Source organism: Halomonas sp. BC1 (assembly GCF_002078135.1).
GTDB lineage: Bacteria > Pseudomonadota > Gammaproteobacteria > Pseudomonadales > Halomonadaceae > Vreelandella > Vreelandella stevensii.
On sequence record NZ_LFGS01000004.1, the window covers coordinates 283,519 to 301,063 of the forward strand.

Below are 17,545 nucleotides of genomic sequence, written 5' to 3' on the forward strand. Positions count from 1 at the left end.
AGGGCTACGCCTACGGTCAGGCCGATCAGGGTGCGGGGGGCGCGCAGCTCCTGCACCACGAACAGCGCTTCGCTGTCGTCCACGCCTTGCAGCAGCCCCAATACGCGCGCAGGGCCCACCTGGCCCGCGCCAATCACAAGGCTAACGACACACACCGCCAGCAAGGCGGTGAGCAGTATCAGCATCCAGGTCGTTGCGGAGCAGCGCCGGGCGGCGCTGCTCCCTATAAAAGCAGCAAACATCACGGCAACAACGCGTTCTCGATGTCATCCAGGATGGCCTGGGCCGCCAGCGGGCCGTTGGCGCTGCTCCAGAGCTGGCCGTTGACCGGCACGACCCGGTCGTTTTCGACGACGTTCAAGCGTGTAAATGCCGGGCTCTGGCGGGCGGCATCCAGCGCGGCCTGGCCATCGGCGTTGAGGGTCGCCAGAAATAGCCAGTCACCGTCTACCTGAGACAGGTTTTCCAGGCTGAGTACGTCGCTGTGGGCGCTGTCTGGCTTGATCAGCCCGGCGTCCTGCACCTCCAGGCCCACGCTATCCAGCAGGCCCGTGGCAATCAGGTCCTTCGACATCACCATGGGGCCGCTGGGCATCCAACGGGCCAGCACGGCCGTGCCGCCTACTCCCGCTTCAGCAATGGCACTGGTCAGCTCTGCGGCGCGCTGCTCCACGGCGGCAATGGCCTCGTCGATCTGCGCTTCGCGGTTGAGCGCCTGGCCATACAGGCGGGCTTCGGCTTCCCAGTTATCGGCCGCCAGCGGCTGGGTGTGAGGCACGATGGTAGGCGCAATACGCGACAGCAGCTGGTACTGGGCCTCGGGAAGCTGCGGTGCCGCCAGAATCAGATCAGGCTGCTGCGCCAGCACGGCTTCGATGTTGATCTCGCGCACGACGCCGACGATGGCCGGGCGCTCTTCGCCCAGGTAGGCTTCCACATACTCTGCCACGTTGTCACCGCCCCGGGTGGTCACGGCGCCCACTGGCAGAAGGCCTGCGGCCAGCGAGGCATCCAGCGCCCCCTCGTAAAGGGTGACCACACGCTCGGGGTGGTCGTTGACCTCGACCTCGCCATAAGCGGTCTCCAGGGTGCGCGCCTGGGCAGCACCGGCAATCAGGCTACCGACCACCAGCGCCACGACTGTTCTACCTGCCAACCCGATCACACCACGCCCGATCCCACTAGGCCCGATTCCACTACGCCCGACCCCACCACGCTGCAACGTACGGCCCATGTAAAGCCTCTCCCGATTGAGTGTTGGAAAAATAGTAACGATTCTCAACAGCACTTGCACCCTTATTTACGCGAATGCGTCGTTGCATATCTTGCAACGCTTGAAAGCGAACCAAGACCGTTTCGGTTCATGCAACGCACCGTTCGATGAAACAGCCTCGCGCATGGGAACTTTTCTTCTTAGAATCCCAACCTCTTTTGATAATCAGTTTCATTAGCAAATAAGTTTCATCTCAGGGGATCGCCATGCCACGCTTTACACGTTCTGCACTGGCCAGCGCCATTGCTGTCAGCATGACCGCCACCGCCGTCAATGCTCAGGAAACTGCCCAGCTCAACAACATGGTCGTGACCGCGGCCGGTTACGAGCAAACGCTCAATAACGCGCCCGCGAGCATTTCCGTGGTCACCCGTGAAGAGCTGGAGCAGAAGCAGTTTTCCAACATTGCCGAAGCCATCGCTGACGTACCGGGGGTAGATGTACGCGCAGGCACGGGCAAGACCGGCGGGCTGAACATTTCCATTCGTGGCATGCCCAGCAGCTATACCCTGATCCTCATCGACGGCCGCCGCCAAAACGCCTCTGGCGATGTGACCCCGAACGGTTTTGGTGAGACCTCCACCAGCTTCATCCCCCCGCTTTCTGCCATCGAACGTATCGAGGTAATTCGTGGGCCGATGTCCACGCTTTACGGCTCCGATGCCATGGGTGGCGTGATCAACATCATCACGCGCCGCGTTGGCCAGGATTGGGCAGGCTCGGTGTCGGTGGAAAACTCCTTCCAACAGAATCGCGACGAGGGCAACAGCTCCGCCATCAACCTCTATGCCTCTGGCCCCTTGGTGGAAGACACCGTGGGTCTGCAGCTGCGCGGCCGCCTGTTTGACCGCGACAGCTCCGAGCGCATGATCGAGAACAGCTCAGGTCGCGACCCGCGCCCCTCGGAAGCGCGCATTTACTCCATCGGCGGGCGCATCAACGTCACGCCGGATGAAACGAACGAATTCTGGCTGGATGCCGAGCGCTCCCGCCAGACCTACGACAACAGCGACAGCCGCCTGGGCAACCTGGACACCCCCGCGCGGGTGTTTGGTTATGAAGACGAACTGCGCTTCAACCGCGATCAGGTCGCCATTGGCCATACCGGACGTTTCGAAGCGGGCACCTGGGAAAGCAGCATCAGCCATAGCGAAACCGAAACCCTGGGCCGCACCCTGCCAGCGGGCAATGCCCCCGACTACGGCTACGTGGCACAAGGCGGCGAACCCCGCCTGCTGGAAAACCGCGATATCGTGGTCGACAGCAAGTTCGTGGCCCCGCTGGGTGACCACATGGTGACCGTCGGCGGCCAGTACATCGACGCCCGCCTGGAAGACGGTACGGCAGGCAACGAGCGTTTCGAGCAGAACAGCTGGGCCGCGTTCGTGGAAGACGAGTGGCTGCTGCGCGATGATCTGGCGCTGACCCTGGGTGGCCGCTACGAAAACCACGACGCCTTTGGCGGGCACTTCAGCCCGCGCGGCTACCTGGTATGGAACACCACGCCCCACTGGACGCTGAAAGGTGGTATCAGCCAAGGCTACAAGACGCCCACGCTGAACCAGCTGCATGATGGCATCAACGGATTTGGCGGCCAGGGGGCAACGGTCAATATTGGCACCCCGGACCTGGAGCCGGAAAAAAGCACCAACTATGAAATTGGCGCCATCTACGACGATCAGGAGCGTTTCTCTGCCGGGGCAACGCTGTTCTTCACCCAGTTCCGCGATCGTATTGCCGATGCTGACGATATTCCCAACTGCCAGTTCATCGACAGCAATGGCAATACGCCCTATGCAGGGCTGGCCAACTGCTTGAGCGTGGGCAACTTTACCCAGCAGGAGAGCTTCGGGCAGTCGACCAATATCGACCGCGCCGAGACCCGCGGCGTCGAGCTGAGCGCCAACTATCAGATCGCCCCGGACTGGCGTGTCAGCGGCGGCTATACCTTCACCGACTCCGAGATCACCTCCGGTGACAACGAAGGGATGATTCTGACCAACACGCCGAAGCACAAGCTGACCGCCGACCTCACCTGGCAGGTCAACGACCGCTGGAGCACCACGCTGGAAGGCGAGTACTACTCTTCTCGCGAGCGCTTCTCGGCAGGCCTGCCCACGTCGGGTGAAACGCTCTCACTGTATCAGCAGCTGGGCAACAAGCTGGACGGGTATGAGCTGTTCAACCTGCGCAGCACCTACCGCTTCTCCGACAGCGTGCGGCTGACCGGCGCGGTCCAGAACCTACTGGACAAGGACTTCACCGCCTACGACACCTTCGAGCACAACGGTGACACCTACGCGGCCTACCGCTACACCCAAACCGGCCGCTCCACTGACGGTGTTGCGCTGAACGGTCGCAGCTTCTGGTTGTCTGCTACTTACGAGTTCTGATCGTAGGTCGCCTACGACCCTTACTGTTTCAATGCTGATTTGATGCCTTGGCTTGGTGCCAGGGCTTTTTTTATCCGCAGCTGAGAAGACCTTTTCCAGGCCCCAAATACAAACACAAATATAAATTATTTTCATTCATCAAGATAAATGGCACACTATCCGCTCCATGACTCAGCTCGGTGGCCGTGCCATGTACGATTTCGATGAACTTGCCGCATTTGCCGATGTGATGTCGACGGGTAGCCTGACCCGCAGCGCCCAGAAGCTGGGGCTGGCCAAGTCCACCCTGAGCCGTCGCATCAGCCAACTGGAAGCCCGCCTGAATCAGCCGCTGCTGCGGCGCCAAGCCAATCGCTTGATCCCAACCGAAGCGGGGCTGCTTTTCCAGAGCTACTGTAACGAGCTGCTGGCCATGGCGGCCCATAGCCAGGAGGCGCTGGCCGAGCTGCGTGAGGAGATCAGCGGCAAGGTCACCCTGGAAGTGCATGGCGCTCTGGCCCGGGGCTGGATGGCGGGGGTCGTGGATGCCTTCCTGACGCGTTACCCCAAAGTGGAGCTGACCCTGCGCACCCGCGAAACGCCGCCCAGCAAGATGCACAGCAACAGCGTGCATATCTGGTTGGGGGCCAATCATGAGTGCGGGCTCAATCAGGAGCGGCTGGGGTATCTTTCGCGGGGGCTGTATGCCAACCCAAGCTATCTGAAACAGGCAGGCCGCCCGCAGCACCCCAGCGAACTTGGCGAGCACGCCTGGATCGACCTGCTGGATACGGCTTCCAACGGGCTATTGCTGCACCATTCAGAGCATCCCGACTACCTGTTCGATGCGCCCCGCTCGCGGCTACGCGTCGATCTCACGGTACTGCACATCGATGCCATTGCTTATGGCCAGGGCATTGGCCTGCTGCCCCACTGGGTGGTGGCAAGGCGTGAAAAGCATCACCCGGGGGATCTGGTGCGTTGCCTGCCGGGCTGGGAGCCTGCGGCGCTGCCTGTCACCATGCTGTATGCCTACGGGCAACACTCCCGGCGGGTCAACGCCCTGCTGGAGTTTCTGCGCGAACAGGTTCCTGCCGAGTGGCAGACCACTCGCTCACGGGTCAATGCCTGACACCCACGTCACGTTGCTTGCCTGTACAGTGCGTTATTGCCGACAATAGAGCGCTGAACCCCGTCAAGGAACGTTGATGCTCGCCGAACTGTTCGCCGTCATGGCCCCTGTACTGGCAGGCGCCGGGCTTGGCTATGCCTGGGTACGCCTTGGCCACCCCTACCCCGTCGATTTCATTACTCGCCTGGTCTTCAACATCGGCACCCCGGCGCTGGTACTGGCATCGCTGTCCGGGGCCAATATCGATGCAGGCACCTTTGGCCATGTCATGCTGGCCACTGCGCTGGTCATCCTGACCATGGGGGCCGCCAGCTTTCTGGTGGCCAGGCTGCTGGGCCACCACTGGCGGGTGGTCATCGCCCCCATGATGTATCCCAATACGGGCAACATGGGGCTGCCGGTGGTGCTGTATGCCTTCGGTAGCGCCGGGTTTGCCTACGGCATCACGGTCATGGTGACCGTCTCGCTGTTTCAGTTCACCCTGGGGGCAGTACTGGATGCCAAGGGCAATCCGCTCAAGACGCTGGCCAAAACGCCCACCGTGTATGCCATCGTCATCGCCATGGCGCTGCTGCTCACCGACACGCCGCTGCCCCCCTGGCTGGCCAATACCGTGGATCTGATGTCGGGCTTCACGGTGCCGCTGATGCTGATTACCCTGGGGGTTTCACTGGCCAGCATCCAGGTCAAGAGCCTGCGCTCCGGCGTGGGTTTCAGCCTCATCCGCATCCCGCTGGCCGCCGTAACGGCCTGGTTCATCGCCGCCTGGCTGGGGCTGCCACCGCTGGCCCAAAGCATTCTCGTGGTGCAGATGTGCATGCCGGTGGCCGTGTTCAATTACCTGTTTGCCCAGCGCGCCCAGCGCGAGCCCGCTTATGTGGCCAGCCTGGTCTTCTGCTCTACGCTGCTGGCGTTGATCTACCTGCCGCTGCTGCTGGCACTACTGATGTAGGATGGGGAACCCCACCCCCATGTCGCAGTCACTGCTAGACTGAACCGACCCACCTAGCCAACGTGACCGGAGAATCGACCATGTCCGAACGTCAGCCCGCTGTGTTGAACGTCTTCCCGCTTACTGCCTCCACGCCAGCCAAGGGACGCCCTGCTGGCTGGCTCGCGATCGCCGCGAGTGGGCTGCTGTTGACTAGCGTCGCGCAGGCCGAAATCGTGCACCAAGGGCTTGAAACCGAACACTTTCCGGTATCCATCGAGAGGGTAGCCAGCGGTTTCGAACACCCCTGGGCGGTGGCGTTTCTGCCCGATGGGCGCTACCTGGTCAGCGAGCGTAACGGCCAGCTCAACCTGGTCGACCCCAATAGCGGAGAGTCACGCGTGCTGGAGGGCATGCCCGAGGTGAACCACCATGGGCAAGGCGGCCTGCTGGATGTGGTGCTGCACCCAGCGTTTGGGGACGGCGAACATGACTGGATCTATTTCACCTGGAGCAAACCGGAAGGCAGCCAGAGCCGTGCCGCGCTTTCCCGAGTGAAGTGGCAGGAAGACGCACTGGGCGAGGTGGAGCATCTGTTCGAGCAGGACCGCGCCTCTGCACCCGGCAGGCACTACGGTTCACGGATCGCCTGGCTGCCGGATGGCACGCTGCTGATGAGCATTGGCGACCGTGGCAATGAGCCGCCCCGCGCCCAGGCCAGCGACGACCACGCAGGCACCACCCTGCGCCTGACCGCCACCGGCTCGGCCCCCGAGGACAACCCGTTCGTCGATGACGACGCGACACTGGACGAAATCTATACCCAGGGCAACCGCAACATTCAGGGCATGACCGTGCTCAGCAACGGTGAAGCCTGGGCCACCGAGCACGGGCCGCGGACCGGTGACGAGCTGAACCTGCTCCAGCCAGGCAACAACTATGGCTGGCCTGAGGTGAGTCTGGGCAATGACTACGCCACCAATGAACCGATTGGCGTGGAGTCCAAACCAGGCATGGAAGACCCGGTACACCTGTTCGAAGGGCGTTTTGCCCCCTCGGGCCTGGCGGAAGTCACCAGCGATGCCTTTGGCCCTTGGCAGGGCAGCCTGCTGGCGGGCGGGCTGGCCAGCGAGCAGCTGTGGCTGCTGCCCCTCGAAGAGGGCCAGGTCCGCCAGCAAGAACGGATTCTGGATGGCGAAGTGGGTCGCATTCGCGATGTGCGCCAGGGGCCCGACGATGCCATCTACCTGCTCTCCGACGGTGCCCAGGGCAGCCTCTATCGGCTGACCCCCAGCCCGCGTTGATACTTCTACTCACTGACCACCACGGATAGACGATGCGCTTACGTAACTTGATCATTCTCACGGTGATTGTGCCGCTTTTCATCGTGCTGGTGGTATTCAGCCTGGTGGCCATCAAGTCGCTGGAGGATAACGTACGCTCCAAGCTGCAAACCGAGGTGGAAATCATCACCCGGGCGCTGGGTACCTCACTGAGCTATGCCGTGGCCCGCGATAGCGCTACCCCGCTGGAAGAGGCTTTGCAGTCGGCCTTTTCGTTTCACCGTATCTACGGTGCCTACGTGTTCGACACCCATGGGCGCGAGGTCTACGGTCTGGGGCTCGGCAAGGACCTGTTCACCCCTGAAGAGATCCGCCAGGTGATCGAGCGGGACGACCTCTACAGCAACTATCGCCAGCAGGAGGGCTGGACCTACTACTCGGCACTGATCCCGCTGCGTACCCAGGATGGCAGCGTGCAGGGCGTGTTGCAGGTCAACCGCCTGAATACCGGCATCGAAAACTACACAGGGTTCATCAGCATCGTGGCCGTGCTGGTCTTCGTGATCGGCGCGGCGGGCATCGTGTTCAGTATCTGGTGGGGCTTCCGTCGCTACATCGAGCGCCCCCTGAACCGGCTGCTGCACGTCATGCTGCTGGTAGAAGATGGCGACCGCAGCCAACGGGCCACGGCTGATGGCCCTACCGAATACCGTCGGCTGGCCTCAGGCCTGAACGGCATGCTAGACGCCATGGCCGAGAAGGACCGCGATATCGAGGATCGTCAGCGCCGCGAGATCGAGCTGGAAAAACGCCTGCGCAAATCCAAGAAGCTGGCCGAGCTGGGCGTACTGGCAGCAGGGGTCGCCCATGAAATCGGTGCCCCGCTCACCGTCATCAACGGCCAGGCCCAGCGCCTGGCACGCCGGGACACCATCGGCGAGGATGAGCGCGCCCGGCTGGGCAGAATACGCGGCGAAGTGGAGCGTATCGTCGAAATCGTGCGCCAATTGATGGAATTGGGCCGACAACATAACGTAGAGAAAGGAAATCAGGCGCTCGACCAGCTTATCCTGAGTGCCAGCGAGCTGGTCGAGGAAGAGCTGGAGCCAAGAAATATTCGCCTGGATATTGATCTTCCTGCACCGCCCCCCCATTTACTGGTCAATGGCCAGCAGATCATCCAGGTACTGACCAACCTGTTTCGCAATGCAGCGCAAGCGCCCGACGTGAACCATATTCGTGTCCGCGCGAAGGCCCATGAGGACGAGCTGACGCTATGGGTAGAGGATAACGGGCCAGGCATACCGCCCTCCCATCACCATCAGGTATTCGACCCCTTTTTCACCACCAAGCCGGTGGGGCAAGGCAGTGGCCTGGGGCTATCCATGGTACACCGCATTATCAACGACCACGGCGGGACGATTGGCGTTTTTGACAGCACCCTGGGTGGTGCTGGCTTCGAGATCACGCTGCCCCTTTGTGACACCGCATCCGCTTGAGGACAACGTTTGTGACCCATCAGGAACACCTGTTACCGCTTTTGGTGGTGGAAGATGACGCCGCTATACGTGAGTTATTGGAAGAGGAGCTTCACGATGCGGGCTATGAAACCGTCGGCGTCGCCAGCGCCGAAGAAGCCATTGCGCTACTTAGCCATACCCCGGTGGCGATGATGATCACCGATGTACGGCTGCCGGGCATGACCGGCATTCAGCTCTTGCAGCAGCTTCGCCAGAGCGGCAGCGAGCTGGGCATCATCGTGATTACCGCGTTTGGCACCATCGACCAGGCCGTGGAAGCCCTGAAGCTGGGGGCCGACGATTTTCTGACCAAGCCGCTGGATCTGGATGCGATTCGCGAAGCGGTGTTTCGTGTGCTGGAGCGCCAGCGCCTCTCGCTGTCCCACGATACCGAGCTGAGCCACTTCCACGGCATCGTGGGCAAAAGCCCGGCCATGCAGTCGCTGTTCCACGATGCCTCGCGGCTAGCCAAAAGCGACGCCCCCATTCTCATTCTGGGTGAAAGCGGCACCGGCAAGGAGCTGTTGGCGCGGGCCATTCATCAGGAGAGCAGCCGCCACGACGCGCCTTTTGTGCCCGTCAACTGCGCCAGCATTCCCGCCGACCTGATGGAAAGCGAGTTTTTCGGCCATGTCAAAGGCGCCTTCACCGGCGCCAACGAAGCCCGCAAGGGCCTGTTCCAGAGCGCCCAGGGGGGCAGCCTGTTCCTGGATGAAATTGGTGAAATGCCGATCAACCTGCAGGCCAAACTGCTGCGGGCCCTGCAGGAGAAGACCGTTCGCCCGGTGGGAGGGGAGCGCGAGGAACCGGTGGACGTGCGCATCATTGCGGCCACTCACCGTAACCTGGAAAAGGAGATCGAGCAGGAGAACTTCCGTAGCGACCTGTTTTATCGCCTGGAAACGTTCTCGCTGCGTATTCCTCCCCTGCGCGAGCGCGGCACCGATGTGGAACACCTGATCTTTGCGCTGATCGACAAACACGCCGAGTCTCAGCACAAGCAGGTGGAGCATATCGAGCCCGAAGCACTCAACAGCCTGCTCAACTACACTTACCCCGGCAACGTGCGCGAGCTGGAAAACGCCATCATGCGGGCCGTGACCTTGAGCGAGGAGGGCCTGTTGAAGCGTCAGGACCTGCCCGAGCGTCTACGCGACCAGGCTCATCAGCAAAACAGTGCCGACCCCACGCCGACCTTGAGTGGCGAAGTATTGCCCGGCACCTCGGCACCGGCCCCTGCTCCGGCCCGCTGGCCCAGTCTGGAAGAGGTGGAGAAACGCTACATCCGCAAAGTGCTGGAAGCCACTGGCGGCAACAAGCGCCGTACGGCGGAAGTTCTAGGCATCGCGCGGCGAACGCTCTACCGTCGCCTGGAAGACAGCGACGAGTGACCCATAACGAAGCCGCCCCCATGTCAGGGGGCGGTCTCGTTGAAGCGAAGCAATTCCCGGCAAAGTGCGATGAACCTTGTTTATGGTGGATAGCCATGTGAAAGCCATGGCCCAGCCCACCTGTGGGAGGCCAATTTTATTGGGCGACTGTCTGAGCGGGCACCCATATCAAGCTGGGTGCTGGAATCATCGCGAGCTGAAGCTCCCTCCCACAACCTGAGCAAGCACCTTGCCTGAATCACCCTGTGGGAGGCCAATTGATTCACTCCAGTCTTCGTAGAACCTAATTATCCACGCCCTCCCCCGGCGTCTCTTCAGGGGTGGTGCCATCATTGGCCATGGGGCCACTGCCCATGGGCTCTTCCGGTTCGGGCTCTCCGTTAGGCGGCGAGCTGTCGCCACACCCCGCCAATACCCCGGTCATCAAGAGCGCACTGAACAACATTGCATATACACGCTGGTGCTTTGGTGACTTCATGTCGTGCTCCTTCCCTGTTGAAAATCTCTTGTGAAAACGCCCTCCATGGAAAGCGAGATCGTCGAATGCGTTTGGCAGGCCAAACACCTGCTTGTTCGCCTCCTGCCTGTTTAACTTTAGCGGCTACTGACCAGGATGCAAAAAAACCCCCGCGGGCGCGGGGGCGAAAGGATGACAGGCCGTGTGGAGCAGCCGCAGGGAACAGACAGCTGGGCGACCTGCCATCGTAGGGAGCGGTAAACCTTACTGAGTCGTGGTCATGTCGTCTTCATCATCCGCAGGCACTTCGTCATTAGCGCCGGGCATTGGGTCGGTGCCTTCACCGAAACCGGGTTCTTCCTGCGGGTCGGTCATATCAGCACCCTCACCGGGCATAGGCTCTTGGGTGGCTGCCGCATCATCTTCCAAGCCTGGATCGGCGGCCATGGGATCATCCGCCATGGTGCCAGCGGGTTCTTCACCCATCATGCTGTCGCCTTCGGTAGTACCGGGCACTTGGCCTGAAGTCGCATCCTGCTCCATGGTCTCGGGCTGTTGCGCCGGGGGCATCTCATCTTCACCATTTCCACAGCCTGCCAATGCCAGCGTGCTGACCGCTGCGGCAAGCATGCAGAGCACCAATACACGAGGACGACGCTTGGTTGTCTGGGGAATCTGCTTATCCATAAGAGTTGCCTCCACTACTGATTAGATGTTGCTTGACCTGAGTCTTACCAAGAAACTGCACACAGCACGCCAAAAGCGCGATAAAAAATAAAAATAAAATAAAAACAGTAATTTAAAAACAAAAAATGAACACCAACTGTTGCTGTCGACTTGGCATCTGGCAGGTTCAAAATGACACATGTGGCATTTTTCAGCTCAGCTACCGGTCGCGTTGTGACACACCGGCACAGACCATGTATAATAATTTTTAATCAAAAAAATAAAAAATCACGCTTTCACATTATAAAAGCTTTCGCTACCCGACTGACGCTTTCCACTCATGATACGTCGCGGTTGCGTTGATAAACATTAATCAACATTTGCTACCCTAGTAATTGCATCATTCGCCTGCCAAGGGTCCGTCCCGTCACCTTCGGCAGTTTTTGTCCAACATGGAGAGGCTTTTGTGGAAAACCCAGACGCTAAACGTCCCCCTGAAGAGCCGGTCTCGGAGGGCATTCCTGCCCCGGATGGCCCGGCCAACCTGATCGATACCGACTACGTGATCGGTCAGGACAACATTACCACCAGCACCATGGGGTTCAGCCTTGACCTGCACGGCAAGGTATTTACCATCTCGGCGCTGGTGGTACTGCTGTTCGTGATCCTCACACTGGCGTTGCAGGACACCGTCGCGCCGCTTTATAACTCGATTTTCGGCTTTCTGACCGGCAACCTGTCGTGGTTCTTCATTCTGTCCGCCAATATCTTCGTCCTGCTTTGTCTGGGCCTGATCGTATCGCCGCTGGGCAAGATTCGCATCGGCGGAGCAGACGCCAAGCCTGACTTCACTTATATCGGCTGGTTTTCCATGCTGTTTGCGGCGGGTATGGGCATCGGGCTGATGTTCTTCGGCGTCAACGAACCGCTGACCCATTTTGGCACCTCGCTGGACGGCGGAGACTGGGCACCGTTGGCGGGAGCCGAAGGTGACACGGCTGCCGCCGCTGCGCTGGGCATGGCCGCGACCATTTTCCACTGGGGCCTGCACCCGTGGGCCATTTACGCCGTGGTCGCGCTGTCGCTGGCACTGTTCTCCTTCAACAAGGGTCTGCCGCTGTCGATGCGCTCCGTGTTCTACCCGCTGCTGGGCGAGCGCGTATGGGGCTGGCCAGGGCACCTGATCGATATTCTAGCGGTGTTTGCCACGCTGTTCGGTCTGGCGACCTCGCTGGGACTGGGGGCTACCCAGGCCGCTGCTGGCTTGAGCTACCTGTTCGGCGCACCGGAAAGCGATGTCACCATGATCCTGTTGATCATCGGCATCACCATCATTGCCATCGGCTCCATCATTGCCGGGGTCGACAAAGGCGTACAGCTGCTGTCGAAAATCAACATCGCCATGGCGGCGGCACTGCTGTTCTTCGTCATTGCGGTAGGCCCCACCCTACTGATTGCCACGGGCTTTTTCGAAAACCTGATCAACTACGTGGTGCATCTACCGGCCCTCTCCAACCCCTTTGGCCGTGAAGATGCCAACTTCAGCCAGGGCTGGACTGCCTTCTACTGGGCCTGGTGGATCTCCTGGTCCCCCTACGTCGGCATGTTCATCGCGCGGGTTTCCCGTGGCCGTACCGTTCGCGAATTCCTGATCTCGGTGCTGCTGGTGCCTTCGATCGTCTCGGTGCTATGGATGACCACGTTCGGTGGCACTGCCATCGACCAGTACGTGAGCCAGGGTATCGAAGCCGTGCGTGACGCCGGTGTGGACCTGCAGCTGTTCGTGATGCTGGAGCAGTTGCCGCTGTCGCAGATCACCTCGTTCATTGCCATTCTGCTGGTCATCATCTTCTTCGTGACCTCGTCTGACTCGGGCTCGCTGGTCATCGACTCCATCACGGCCGGTGGCAAAGTGGATGCTCCCAAGCCGCAGCGCGTGTTCTGGGCGATCATTGAAGGGGCCATTGCCATCGCCCTGCTCTTGGGTGGCGGCCTGACGGCCCTGCAAACCATGGCCGTATCGACGGGCTTCCCGTTCACCATCATCCTGCTGGTGGCCTGCTACGCCATCATCAAAGGGCTGATGAGCGAACCCAAAGCCGTTTGATCCCTCCTTGGCCAGCGTTTCTTGCTGGCCTTACGCAAAACGGGCAGCCCATGGGCTGCCCGTTTTGTGTTTGCCACTACCCCCACTCTAGTCCGTCAGCACCACAGCGCCTTGAGCGGCGTATCCGGTGAGTAGCGGTTGGCGATTTGTGCCTGCAGTAGCTCGGCGGTGGCCAACGCATCCACCAGGGCGTGGTGCCCCTGGTAGGGCGGCAAGCCATAGCGTTCACGGCTGGCATTGAGCCGAATCGACACCGGCGGCCTTCCCAGCCAGCGGCGAAAGCGCGCCCACAGGGTCTGCCGATGCAGCCTGGCCTCCAGCGACATCGTGTCGATCATGGGAAACAGCACGCCCTCGCCGCGCCGTTCCTTCACGGCGGCATCCAGAAAAGGGCGCTCGATGTTGCGAAAATGGACCACCACCACCCGACCGGCCAGCACCTCCAGCAGCTCATCCAGCACCTCGTCCAGATCAGGGGCGTCAGCCACCTCCGAGTGGGTGATATGGTGGTAGGCGATGGAGGCCTCGTCCAGCGGACGCGGAGGCTTCACCACCCAGTAACGTCGCTGGGCAAGCGGTATCCGGCCCAGCGTAAAGGGCACAGCCCCCACGCTGACGATACCGTGGCGACGCTCGTCCAACCCGGTGGTTTCCAGGTCCAGCGCCACCATGGGTACCTGAGCCAGCGGAGTCTCCGGGTCTGGCAAGGGAGTGCGGAAAAAGCGCTGCAGCGCCTCGTCCTGCGCGCGCTGGGCGCGGGCTGCCATGTAGCCAGCCCAGTCGGCCTGAGTGATTTTCTGGCGTGGGCGAATACCGTGCATATCAGCGCCCCTGCCGTTGCGTGGGAATCGGATAGCGGAATTTCAGGAATTTCTGCGCATGGCTGAGCACCTGAAACGCATCCTTGAGCGTATGCCGCTCGCTGTCCTCGACGTTCTCGGGCTCGATGTTGTTATCCGGCTCGCGCTCCTCCTGCAGGTCGATGACCTGATGACGAATACGCGACATGCATAGAAACTCCAACGCATAGCTCAGCTTGTCGCTGACCCCGGTGGCCAACAGCTGGGTCTGGCTGATGTCGTTCAGCCGCTGAAAAGAGTTCTGCGCTTTGGAGCCACAGGCCAGCGCATGCACACGAATCAGGTCTACCATGGGCGCCGTACCACGCCGCTTGAGGTTGATGGAGTTGTTGTGCTTGCCATCCTTTTCCATCACGAACGTGCGGAAAAAGCCCAGCGGGGGCGTACGGTTCAAGGCATTACGCGCCATGGCGGCCAGAAACAGCGGCGACTGAGGTGCCGTCTGGGCGATCAGGTCCTGAAGCGCTTCCACGTAGTGTTCTTCGCCATAGATACTGTCCAGGTCGAAAAAGATCGAGCTGTGCAGCAACCTCTCCGGGGTGGGGTTGGCCATCCAGTCCTGGAAGTAGCGTTTCCACACGCTCAGCGGCTGGCGCCACTGGCGGTTGGTGGCCATGACATCGCCTTTGCAATAGGTGTAGCCACAGGCGGCCAATCCATCGCTGACAAAGGCTGCCAGCGCCTGGAAATACGCGTCGTGCTCGTCCGGGTCGAAATCATCGGACAAGATCAGCGCATTGTCCTGGTCCGTCACGATGCTCTGCTCGTTACGCGCCATGGACCCATTGACCATGAAGCAGTAAGGCACCGGGGGTGGCCCCAGCGACTCTTCGGCCAACTCCAGCAAACGGCGGGTAAAACTGCGCCCGATGGTCGATAGCGCGCTGCCCACCATCTGTGAATTGGCCCCCTCCTGCACCATCCGTACAAAGGCAGCACGCACATCGGGCAACAGCTTGGCCAACCCTTGGGCGCTGGACTGGTTGAAAATATTGCTGACCAGATAAAGCCCGCTATGGGTCTCGTAGCGAATGATATCGGAAAGATGCACTACACCTACCGGGCGCTGGCGATACAACACCGGCAAGTGATGTACGTTACTGCGCAGCATCACCAGCATGGCCTCGTAGACCGTGGCATCCGACTGGACGGTAATCAACCGCTCTGAGACCACATCGCCCACGGGCGTGGAGGGCGCCAGCCCTTCGGCCACGACCCGCGTGCGGAAATCGCTGTCGGTGAGAATGCCGCACATCTGCCAGGTCTTGCCTTCGCTGTCCTGAAAGCTGTAGCGAGGATGATTGCTCCCCTCCTCGATCACCAGTACGGCTGATGCCTGGGCAGCGCTGATCTGCTGTGCCGCCTGCTGAACGCTGGTGGTGGACTCCACCATCACCGGATAACGTGTCACCAGCTTGCGTATGCGCGTGACCATCATGTCGTTGGACTTCTTTTGATGTTCGGCAGCGCTTTCCAACCGTGGCCGCTCCAGCTCCACGAAGTCGGCAAACTCATCGTCTTCCTCACAGAGCCGCTGGAAAACGTCGTTGGGTATGAAATAGATCAACGTATCTTCGATGGCCTTGGCAGGAAAGCGCACCTTGTGATTACGCAGCAGGCTGAAATGACCGAAGATGTCTCCTTCTGCCAGACGATTGTAGAGCTCGCCCTGCCGCCGATACACTTCTACTGCACCGCTGCGGATATAGCACAGCTCATCGAGGGGGGCGCCCAGCTCGAGAATGTCGCTACCCGTCTTGAAGTAACTCACCTCCACCCGGGCGGCAATGGCGTCCAGTAGCTCATCGGACAGCCCATCGAATGGCGGGAACTGTCCCATGTGCTGGCGGATTTCCAGAAGCTCCACGTCCATACGCTCTCCTGCAGAGGCTCAAAGGGTTAATGATCAGCCATTTAGTGTGGCGTGTGCGTCGGTAGAGGACAACCTTCAACCTGGGTGAACCACGCAAAAAAGCCCAGCGCGTTGGCGCTGGGCTTTTGGACCACAGAACAGGCAGGTACTTCGCACGTTAAGGAAAATCTGGCACTATCCTGCCTGTCTCGATGGTTCACCACCGCCAGAGGCGGTGGCAACAGGCTTATGACTGGCTAGCCATTTCCTGTACACGCTGCATCATTTCCGGATCCTGCTGGATGGATTGTCCGATAGCATTGAACGTATCGACGTCCAGACCGCTGTCTTCGACCACTTCGATCATGCGGTCATTGGCTTCAGCGCGAACTTCCTGTTGGGCAGCTTCGTCTTCTGCTTCCTGCAGACGCTGTGTGTACTCCTGAGAGATCACGGCGATTTCTTGAGAAGCATCGGCGAACTGCTGTAGCTGCTGATCAGAAAAATCCTGTGCAGGCGCCTGCTGGGTCGCCATCGGATCTTGTGCCGGGTCCTGGGCTTGCTGGGCGTGGGCAGTGCCCGCCATCAGGCCAGTGGCAAGGAGAGCAGCAGAGAACAAAGCAGTCATACGTTGCATGGTAAGAAACCTCATTGGCGCGTTATGAATGTGCACAGTGGGACGCGTGGTTCAGGCACAGGTTCAATCTTTTATGTAAAAACACGTTACAAGAAGAACGGAACGCAACAACAGATAAACAACACGCTGGCAATAGGAGCTTTATGTCTAGCCATTTCAAGGCCTTGCAAAACATGCACAGCCATTCGCTCGCGCTGGCTGCCATGCCTGGGCTCTTCGTGCTGTTATGGAGCACGGGGTTCATTGGTGCCAAGTTTGGCCTGCCCTACGCCGAACCCTTCACGTTTTTGTTTATCCGCTTCGTGTTGACGCTGCTGCTGCTCGTACCGCTGACCTTGCTGATGCGCATTCCATGGCCGAGTTCACCAAGGCTATGGATGCATATCGGGGTCTCGGGCCTGCTCGTGCATGCCACCTATCTTGGCGGCGTATTCTATGGCATTTACCTGGGAATGCCAGCGGGTCTGGCGGCCTTGCTGGTCGGCTTGCAGCCATTGTTGACCGCCGCCTGTGCAGGCCCACTGCTGGGCGAACGCCTGGGCGCGCGGCAGTGGCTAGGCCTGGCGCTGGGGCTGGTAGGCATCTGCCTGGTGCTGGGCAGCAAGCTGGAGTTTGGAAGTTCGCTGTTCAGCGGTTTTGGCATGGGGGCACTGGTCAGTGTACTGGCCGCATTGCTGGGTATTTCATTGGGCACGCTCTACCAAAAACGCTACTGCACCAGCATGCCGCTGCTGTCGGGTGCAGTGATTCAGTACCTGGCAGCAGGCACCCTGCTGGGCCTGGGGGCGCTGTTGTTCGAGACCCGCTCCATAATGTGGAGCACAACCTTCCTGCTGACCCTGGGCTGGCTCGTGCTGATTCTGTCAATTGCCGCTATCCTGTTACTGATGGCCTTGATAAAGAAGGGGGAGGCTTCTCGCGTGGCAAGCCTCTTTTATCTGGTGCCTCCCGTGACCGCGCTACAGGCGTGGTGGCTATTTGATGAGCGGCTGCCGCTGATGGGGCTCATCGGCATGCTCATTGCCATCGCCGGGGTGGTGATGGTCGTCAAATCCGCCAGCAAT

15 protein-coding genes are annotated in these 17,545 nt (G+C 60.3%); 8 read left to right on the top strand and 7 right to left on the bottom strand.

Going from position 1 to position 17,545, the window contains the following annotated elements:
• Both B7L72_RS02865 and B7L72_RS02870 read right to left on the bottom strand, forming a co-directional pair.
• Nucleotides 1–185 (bottom strand): iron chelate uptake ABC transporter family permease subunit (locus B7L72_RS02865; RefSeq protein ID WP_139788434.1); only part of this gene is annotated, 185 nt, incomplete at its 3' end.
• Between the two features lie 56 nt (nucleotides 186–241).
• The gene (locus tag B7L72_RS02870; RefSeq protein WP_081192418.1) at nucleotides 242–1,234 is read right to left on the bottom strand and encodes an ABC transporter substrate-binding protein; all 993 of its coding nucleotides are present in this window, start codon (nucleotides 1,232–1,234) and stop codon (nucleotides 242–244) included.
• A gap of 245 nt (nucleotides 1,235–1,479) precedes the next feature.
• Here B7L72_RS02870 and B7L72_RS02875 point away from each other — a divergent pair, with 245 nt between their 5' ends.
• From B7L72_RS02875 to B7L72_RS02900, 6 genes are all read left to right on the top strand, one after another.
• Nucleotides 1,480–3,666: a TonB-dependent receptor domain-containing protein gene (locus B7L72_RS02875; RefSeq protein ID WP_081192420.1), complete on the top strand. Its 2,187-nt coding sequence runs from the start codon at nucleotides 1,480–1,482 to the stop codon at nucleotides 3,664–3,666.
• Nucleotides 3,667–3,856: 190 nt separating this feature from the next.
• Nucleotides 3,857–4,777, top strand: a complete 921-nt coding sequence (locus B7L72_RS02880) for a LysR family transcriptional regulator (RefSeq protein WP_039176031.1) — start codon at nucleotides 3,857–3,859, stop codon at nucleotides 4,775–4,777.
• Nucleotides 4,778–4,853: 76 nt separating this feature from the next.
• Nucleotides 4,854–5,729, top strand: coding sequence for an AEC family transporter (locus B7L72_RS02885; protein ID WP_081192422.1), 876 nt, complete (start codon nucleotides 4,854–4,856; stop codon nucleotides 5,727–5,729).
• A gap of 80 nt (nucleotides 5,730–5,809) precedes the next feature.
• Nucleotides 5,810–7,012, top strand: a complete 1,203-nt coding sequence (locus tag B7L72_RS02890) for a PQQ-dependent sugar dehydrogenase (RefSeq protein WP_081192424.1) — start codon at nucleotides 5,810–5,812, stop codon at nucleotides 7,010–7,012.
• 32 nt (nucleotides 7,013–7,044) lie between these two features.
• Nucleotides 7,045–8,490: a sensor histidine kinase gene (locus tag B7L72_RS02895; RefSeq protein ID WP_081192426.1), complete on the top strand. Its 1,446-nt coding sequence runs from the start codon at nucleotides 7,045–7,047 to the stop codon at nucleotides 8,488–8,490.
• Nucleotides 8,491–8,501: 11 nt separating this feature from the next.
• Nucleotides 8,502–9,902: a sigma-54-dependent transcriptional regulator gene (locus tag B7L72_RS02900; RefSeq protein WP_081192428.1), complete on the top strand. Its 1,401-nt coding sequence runs from the start codon at nucleotides 8,502–8,504 to the stop codon at nucleotides 9,900–9,902.
• A gap of 283 nt (nucleotides 9,903–10,185) precedes the next feature.
• Here B7L72_RS02900 and B7L72_RS02905 read toward each other — a convergent pair whose 3' ends face one another.
• Complete coding sequence (locus B7L72_RS02905) at nucleotides 10,186–10,380, bottom strand: hypothetical protein (protein ID WP_039175655.1); 195 nt, start codon at nucleotides 10,378–10,380, stop codon at nucleotides 10,186–10,188.
• A gap of 243 nt (nucleotides 10,381–10,623) precedes the next feature.
• Nucleotides 10,624–11,046, bottom strand: a complete 423-nt coding sequence (locus B7L72_RS02910; RefSeq protein WP_081192430.1) for a hypothetical protein — start codon at nucleotides 11,044–11,046, stop codon at nucleotides 10,624–10,626.
• Nucleotides 11,047–11,491: 445 nt separating this feature from the next.
• Between B7L72_RS02910 and B7L72_RS02915 the strand changes: the two genes are divergently transcribed.
• Complete coding sequence (locus tag B7L72_RS02915; RefSeq protein WP_081192432.1) at nucleotides 11,492–13,132, top strand: BCCT family transporter; 1,641 nt, start codon at nucleotides 11,492–11,494, stop codon at nucleotides 13,130–13,132.
• A gap of 95 nt (nucleotides 13,133–13,227) precedes the next feature.
• Here the strand turns inward: B7L72_RS02915 and B7L72_RS02920 are convergent, their stop codons facing one another.
• From B7L72_RS02920 to B7L72_RS02930, 3 genes are all read right to left on the bottom strand, one after another.
• A complete protein-coding gene (locus B7L72_RS02920; RefSeq protein ID WP_081192434.1) occupies nucleotides 13,228–13,953 on the bottom strand; it encodes a 3'-5' exonuclease in 726 nt (241 codons plus the stop codon).
• 1 nt (nucleotide 13,954) lies between these two features.
• On the bottom strand, nucleotides 13,955–15,865 hold the full coding sequence (locus tag B7L72_RS02925) for a DUF294 nucleotidyltransferase-like domain-containing protein (protein WP_081192436.1): 1,911 nt from the start codon (nucleotides 15,863–15,865) through the stop codon (nucleotides 13,955–13,957).
• Between the two features lie 226 nt (nucleotides 15,866–16,091).
• Complete coding sequence (locus tag B7L72_RS02930) at nucleotides 16,092–16,481, bottom strand: DUF4168 domain-containing protein (protein ID WP_039175645.1); 390 nt, start codon at nucleotides 16,479–16,481, stop codon at nucleotides 16,092–16,094.
• A 143-nt stretch (nucleotides 16,482–16,624) separates the two neighbouring features.
• On the opposite strand from B7L72_RS02930, the gene B7L72_RS02935 reads away from it, so the two are divergent.
• On the top strand, nucleotides 16,625–17,545 hold a 921-nt coding region (locus tag B7L72_RS02935), incomplete at its 3' end, for a DMT family transporter (protein WP_081192440.1).

Excerpts from the sequence above, each read along its gene's own strand:
- B7L72_RS02870 (WP_081192418.1), bottom strand. The coding sequence starts at position 1,234 with ATGGGCCGTACGTTGCAGCGTGGTGGGGTCGGGCGTAGTGGAATCGGG.
- B7L72_RS02875 (WP_081192420.1), top strand. The coding sequence starts at position 1,480 with ATGCCACGCTTTACACGTTCTGCACTGGCCAGCGCCATTGCTGTCAGC.
- B7L72_RS02880 (WP_039176031.1), top strand. The coding sequence starts at position 3,857 with ATGTACGATTTCGATGAACTTGCCGCATTTGCCGATGTGATGTCGACG.
- B7L72_RS02885 (WP_081192422.1), top strand. The coding sequence starts at position 4,854 with ATGCTCGCCGAACTGTTCGCCGTCATGGCCCCTGTACTGGCAGGCGCC.
- B7L72_RS02890 (WP_081192424.1), top strand. The coding sequence starts at position 5,810 with ATGTCCGAACGTCAGCCCGCTGTGTTGAACGTCTTCCCGCTTACTGCC.
- B7L72_RS02895 (WP_081192426.1), top strand. The coding sequence starts at position 7,045 with ATGCGCTTACGTAACTTGATCATTCTCACGGTGATTGTGCCGCTTTTC.
- B7L72_RS02905 (WP_039175655.1), bottom strand. The coding sequence starts at position 10,380 with ATGAAGTCACCAAAGCACCAGCGTGTATATGCAATGTTGTTCAGTGCG.
- B7L72_RS02910 (WP_081192430.1), bottom strand. The coding sequence starts at position 11,046 with ATGGATAAGCAGATTCCCCAGACAACCAAGCGTCGTCCTCGTGTATTG.
- B7L72_RS02920 (WP_081192434.1), bottom strand. The coding sequence starts at position 13,953 with ATGCACGGTATTCGCCCACGCCAGAAAATCACTCAGGCCGACTGGGCT.
- B7L72_RS02925 (WP_081192436.1), bottom strand. The coding sequence starts at position 15,865 with ATGGACGTGGAGCTTCTGGAAATCCGCCAGCACATGGGACAGTTCCCG.
- B7L72_RS02930 (WP_039175645.1), bottom strand. The coding sequence starts at position 16,481 with ATGCAACGTATGACTGCTTTGTTCTCTGCTGCTCTCCTTGCCACTGGC.